This window comes from Pedomonas sp., assembly GCF_036515995.1.
Lineage (GTDB): Bacteria > Pseudomonadota > Alphaproteobacteria > Sphingomonadales > Sphingomonadaceae > Pedomonas.
Genome location: NZ_DATBUP010000093.1, coordinates 1 through 4,216, shown reverse-complemented (window position 1 = coordinate 4,216; position 4,216 = coordinate 1). Strand labels below are relative to the sequence as shown.

General features: G+C 66.2%; 7 protein-coding genes. 4 read left to right on the top strand and 3 right to left on the bottom strand.

Translation table 11 applies throughout. The annotated features are described in order from the left end of the window. Positions 1 to 41 precede the first annotated feature (41 nt). Positions 42 to 137 carry a MoaD/ThiS family protein gene (locus tag VIG90_RS19855; protein ID WP_414695477.1) on the top strand — a complete coding sequence of 32 codons (96 nt, stop codon included), beginning with the start codon at positions 42 to 44 and terminating at the stop codon, positions 135 to 137. A gap of 7 nt (positions 138 to 144) precedes the next feature. Beyond that, entirely contained in the window at positions 145 to 624 is a 480-nt protein-coding gene (locus VIG90_RS07360; protein ID WP_331592845.1) for a molybdenum cofactor biosynthesis protein MoaE, read from the top strand. Between the two features lie 49 nt (positions 625 to 673). Here VIG90_RS07360 and VIG90_RS07355 read toward each other — a convergent pair whose 3' ends face one another. The 3 genes from VIG90_RS07355 to pdxH are packed head-to-tail and all read right to left on the bottom strand — an operon-like array spanning position 674 to position 3,048. Next, complete coding sequence (locus VIG90_RS07355) at positions 674 to 1,474, bottom strand: PhzF family phenazine biosynthesis protein (RefSeq protein ID WP_331592844.1); 801 nt, start codon at positions 1,472 to 1,474, stop codon at positions 674 to 676. Beyond that, positions 1,471 to 2,433: a cation diffusion facilitator family transporter gene (locus VIG90_RS07350; RefSeq protein ID WP_331592843.1), complete on the bottom strand. Its 963-nt coding sequence runs from the start codon at positions 2,431 to 2,433 to the stop codon at positions 1,471 to 1,473. The genes VIG90_RS07355 and VIG90_RS07350 overlap by 4 nt, the downstream gene beginning before the upstream one ends. A gap of 24 nt (positions 2,434 to 2,457) precedes the next feature. Further along, complete coding sequence (pdxH, locus tag VIG90_RS07345; RefSeq protein WP_331592842.1) at positions 2,458 to 3,048, bottom strand: pyridoxamine 5'-phosphate oxidase; 591 nt, start codon at positions 3,046 to 3,048, stop codon at positions 2,458 to 2,460. Between the two features lie 72 nt (positions 3,049 to 3,120). Between pdxH and VIG90_RS07340 the strand changes: the two genes are divergently transcribed. Then, the gene (locus VIG90_RS07340; protein ID WP_331592841.1) at positions 3,121 to 3,594 is read left to right on the top strand and encodes an RT0821/Lpp0805 family surface protein; all 474 of its coding nucleotides are present in this window, start codon (positions 3,121 to 3,123) and stop codon (positions 3,592 to 3,594) included. Between the two features lie 217 nt (positions 3,595 to 3,811). Beyond that, on the top strand, positions 3,812 to 4,216 hold a 405-nt coding region (locus tag VIG90_RS07335; RefSeq protein ID WP_331592840.1), incomplete at its 3' end, for a DnaJ domain-containing protein.

The window sequence follows — 4,216 nt, the reverse complement described above, 5'->3', positions numbered from 1 at the left end:
GCGGCCCCGGCTACACCGCCGCCCTTGAGGACCGCAGCGCCATCCGCGTCGCCGTCAATCAGGACTATGCGGACGATAGCCACCCCATCGCACCTCACGATGAAGTCGCCCTCTTCCCGCCTGTCACCGGAGGTTGAGGCTGCCATGATCGAGGTCCGCGTTCAGGCCGAGGATTTCAGCGTCTCCAATGAGCTCGACCGGCTGCGCGGGGACCGCACGGATATCGGCGCGCTCGTCACCTTCACCGGCCTCGTGCGGGACATGGCGGGCGGTCAGCTCATCACCTCCATGACGCTGGAACACTACCCGGCCATGGCCCGGCATCAGCTTGAGGCCATCTGCCGCGAGGCCGAGACTCGCTGGCCGCTCCTCGGCGGCACAGTCATCCATCGCCATGGCCGCCTTGAACCGGGCGATCAGATCGTTCTCGTCGCCATCGCCTCCGCCCACCGCCATGCCGCGTTCGAGGCCGCCATGTTCCTCATGGACTGGCTCAAGACCAAGGCCCCGTTCTGGAAGAAGGAAGAAGGCGAAACCGGCTCCGCCGCATGGGTCTCCGCCCGCGCCGAGGATGACGCCGCCGCCGCACGCTGGGCCAGGGACGGGTCTTCGGGAAACGCCTGATGTCCCTTTGCGGGGCGCCCCCTCACGTGGCCTGCGCCCCGCCCTCACCTCAAATCGAGAACGTCCCCCGCATCACCTCCACGCAGTTTCCGGCGATATCCACCCGGTCACCGTTGAGGCGGCACCACAGTTCGCCGCCGCGCGGAGAAATCTGGTGCGCGAACAGGGTGTCCTTGCCCAGCCGCTGCGCCCAGTAGGGAATGAGATCGCAGTGGGCCGAGCCGGTCACCGGATCTTCATCCACCCCAAGGCCCGGCGCGAAGAAGCGGGAGACGAAGTCCACCTCGCCTGTCCCCGGTGCGGTGGCAATGATGCCAGATCCGTCGAACTGCTGGCGCAGCACGCGCAGGTCAGGCTGCAAGCCCGCAACGGTGGCCGCATCCGGGTAAACCAGGAAATGCTTGTTGCCGAACAGGCGGTATTCGTCCGGAGCTGCGCCCATCGCCTCGGCCAGCACCGCGTCGGGCGCAACCGGCTTCGGCATGCGCGCCGGAAAGTCGAGGCTGAGGCGACCCCCGTCACGGGTGACAGACAACGGCCCGGCCTGCTCGGTCGAGAAGCTTACCTGCGTCCGCTCCGGCTCCAGATGGCTGAAGATCACGAATGCCGAGGCCAGCGTTGCGTGCCCGCACAGCTCGATCTCCATGGTCGGGGTGAACCAGCGCAGGTGATAGTCCGCAGCACTGCCCGGCGTCTTCACGAAGAAGGCGGTCTCGGCCAGATTGTTCTCTGCGGCAATCGCCTGCATGGTTTCTGCCGGCAGCCACGCCTCCAGCGGCATCACGGCCGCCGGATTGCCCTTGAACGGACGGCTGGTGAAGGCATCGATCTGGTAGATCGGCAGCGTCATGCGCGTGGCTCCCCTTGTTGCTGGCCCTGTTGCCGGCCCAGTTGCTGGGCTTGCGGCTGGAGAGGCTCCATGCCCCTCTCGTTTTCCTCCACATGCCCCGCCGGGTCCACATGGATGAGAATGTCCGCGTCCGGAAAGGCCCGGCGCACCCGCGCCTCCACTTCATCGGCGATGCGGTGCCCTTCGGACACGCTCATGTCCGGCCTGACCCAGATGTGAAACTGGATGAAATCATCCGAGCCGCTGCTGCGGGTGCGCAACTCGTGCACGCCCTTGATCTGTGGGTGGGAGGACGCCAGCTGCAACACCTGCATCCGCCGCTCCGGCAGCCATTCCTTGTCCATCAGCATGTCGATGGCGTGCCGGGCGCTGCGCAGCGCGCGCCACGCAAGATAGAGCGCGATGAGAATGCCGAAGACGGAGTCCGAGCCCATCAGTCCCAGCCCGCTCTCCAGCCCCAGCGCCACGATGACGGAGGCGTTGAGCAGCAGGTCGGTCTGGTAATGCAGCATGTCCGTGCCGATGGCGATGGAGCGGGTCCGCTTCACCACCGAGCGCTGGTAGAGCACCAACGCCAGCGTCGCCGCAATGGCCAGCACCGAAACCCCGACGCCCATCAGAGGCTGCTCCACCGGCGTCGGCTCCAGTACCCGCATGACCGCCCGCCAGCCGATACCGACGGCCGACACCAGAATGAGACCAGTCTGCACCAGCGCGGCAATGGCCTCCGCCTTGCCGTGCCCGAAGCGATGGTTGTCGTCGGCCGGAATCATGGCGATGCGAACCGCCATCAACGTTACGAGCGAGGCCAGCAGATCCAGTGCGGAGTCCGCCAGCGAGCCCAGCATGGAGACGGAGCCGGTCTGCACCGCTGCCACAGTTTTCGCGCCGGTCAGCAAGATGGCCATGCTGACCGAGGCAATGGCGGCGCGCCGCATCAGGACACTCTGCTCGCTCATGGATACGTACTCGCCCGGTTGCGCTCAGGGGTACAGGTAGGTCCAGCTCCACCCCGAAGGCGTCTTCACGAAGAAACGCCGCTCATGCAGGCGGAAGCTGCGGTCTTCCCAGAACTCGATCCGCTCCGGCACCACCCGGAAGCCCGACCAGTGCGGCGGGCGCGGCACCGCGCTGACACCGAAGCGCGCGGCTTCCTTGGCGATGCGCCCCAGGAACGCCGCCCGGCCCTCCAGCGGACGGGACTGGTCAGAGGCCCACGCCCCGATCTGCGAGTCCCGTGGACGGGACGCAAAATAGGCATCGGCCTCGGCATCGGAGACCGGCTCCACCCTGCCCTCGATCCGCACCTGACGCCGCAGCGACTTCCAGTGGAACAGCAGGGCGACGTTCGGATTCTCCGCCAGTTCCCGGCCCTTGCGGCTCTCCAGGTTGGTGTAGAACACGAAGCCCGACTCGTCCCATGACTTCATCAGCACCATGCGCACGGAGGGGCGGCCCTGTGCATCGGCCGTCGCCACTGCCACGGCATTGGGATCATTCGGCTCGCTCTCCTGCGCCTCGGCGAACCACGCCCGGAAAATCTCGAAGGGCTCGGCATGTGGGGTTTCAGCCATGACGCATCCTATTCTGATCCCATAAATCACTGACGGGCGTTTACCCTCTGGAGTGTAGAGGGAGCAACGGCGATGAAAAGAATTCTCCTCGTAGCGTGTCTGCCCCTTGCCTTGGCAAGCTGCGAAAACGCGGACCGGCAGCAGATCGGAACCATCGGCGGCGCAGCGGTTGGCGCGGTGGCCGGTCGGGCTATCGGCGGAAGTGGCACCAGCGGCACCATCGGCACAATTGTCGGTGCGATTGCAGGCGGCTACCTCGGCAGCGAAATCGGCAAGAGCCTGGACAACAAGGACCGGGACGAACTGGGCACGACGACCCAGCGGGCGCTGGATGAAGGCACGGTCGGACGCGCCTATAACTGGACGAACCCTGACAGTGGCAATCGCGGCTCGATCACGCCCACCAGCCGCAGTTACGCGCGGGCCGAAGGCCAGAACTGTCGGGACTTCAACACCTCCGTCACCCTGAACCAGGGCCGTTCGTCCACCAAGTCAGGTACGGCCTGCAAACAGGCGGACGGCAGCTGGCGGGTGGTCAGCGGATGATCGCCGCTCGGCCGGCAGGGAAACGGGCCACAGCCTGAACAAAGCTGCATTGGCCACGCTTCGGTTGCCCGAAGCGCGCCCGGAGCAGCCGCTGACCGGTTAAGTGCTGGGGTGGGCTTAGAAAACGCGCCCGCCACCCTTCACAACTGCGTTCCTCATGCTTACCTTGGGGGCGATACGTTGCATAATTGCAACAGAAGGACGAAGGAAAGCAGCGGTGGCGAAAGATCCCTACAGCGTGCTCGGGGTGGCGCGTGGCAGCAGCGATGCCGAGATCAAGAAAGCCTATCGTAAGCTGGCAAAGGAACTCCACCCCGACCGGAATGCAGACAACCCGAAAGCGGCCGAGCGGTTCAAGGAAGTCTCGGCGGCCTATACGATTCTTGGCGATGCGGACAAGCGCGCCAAGTTCGACCGCGGCGAGATTGGCGCGGACGGCGCACCGCGCTCGCCCTTTGAAGGAGCGTGGCAGGGCCGTGGCGGTGCCGGCGGCCCCGGCGGCGGCTTCGCCTTTGAAGGCGACCCCATGGACATCTTCTCGCAGTTTTTCGGCGGCGGCGCCCGGCGGCGCGGCGGTGCCGGCGGCCCGTTCGGTGGCGCTGGCTTCGGCGGAGCCGAAGAG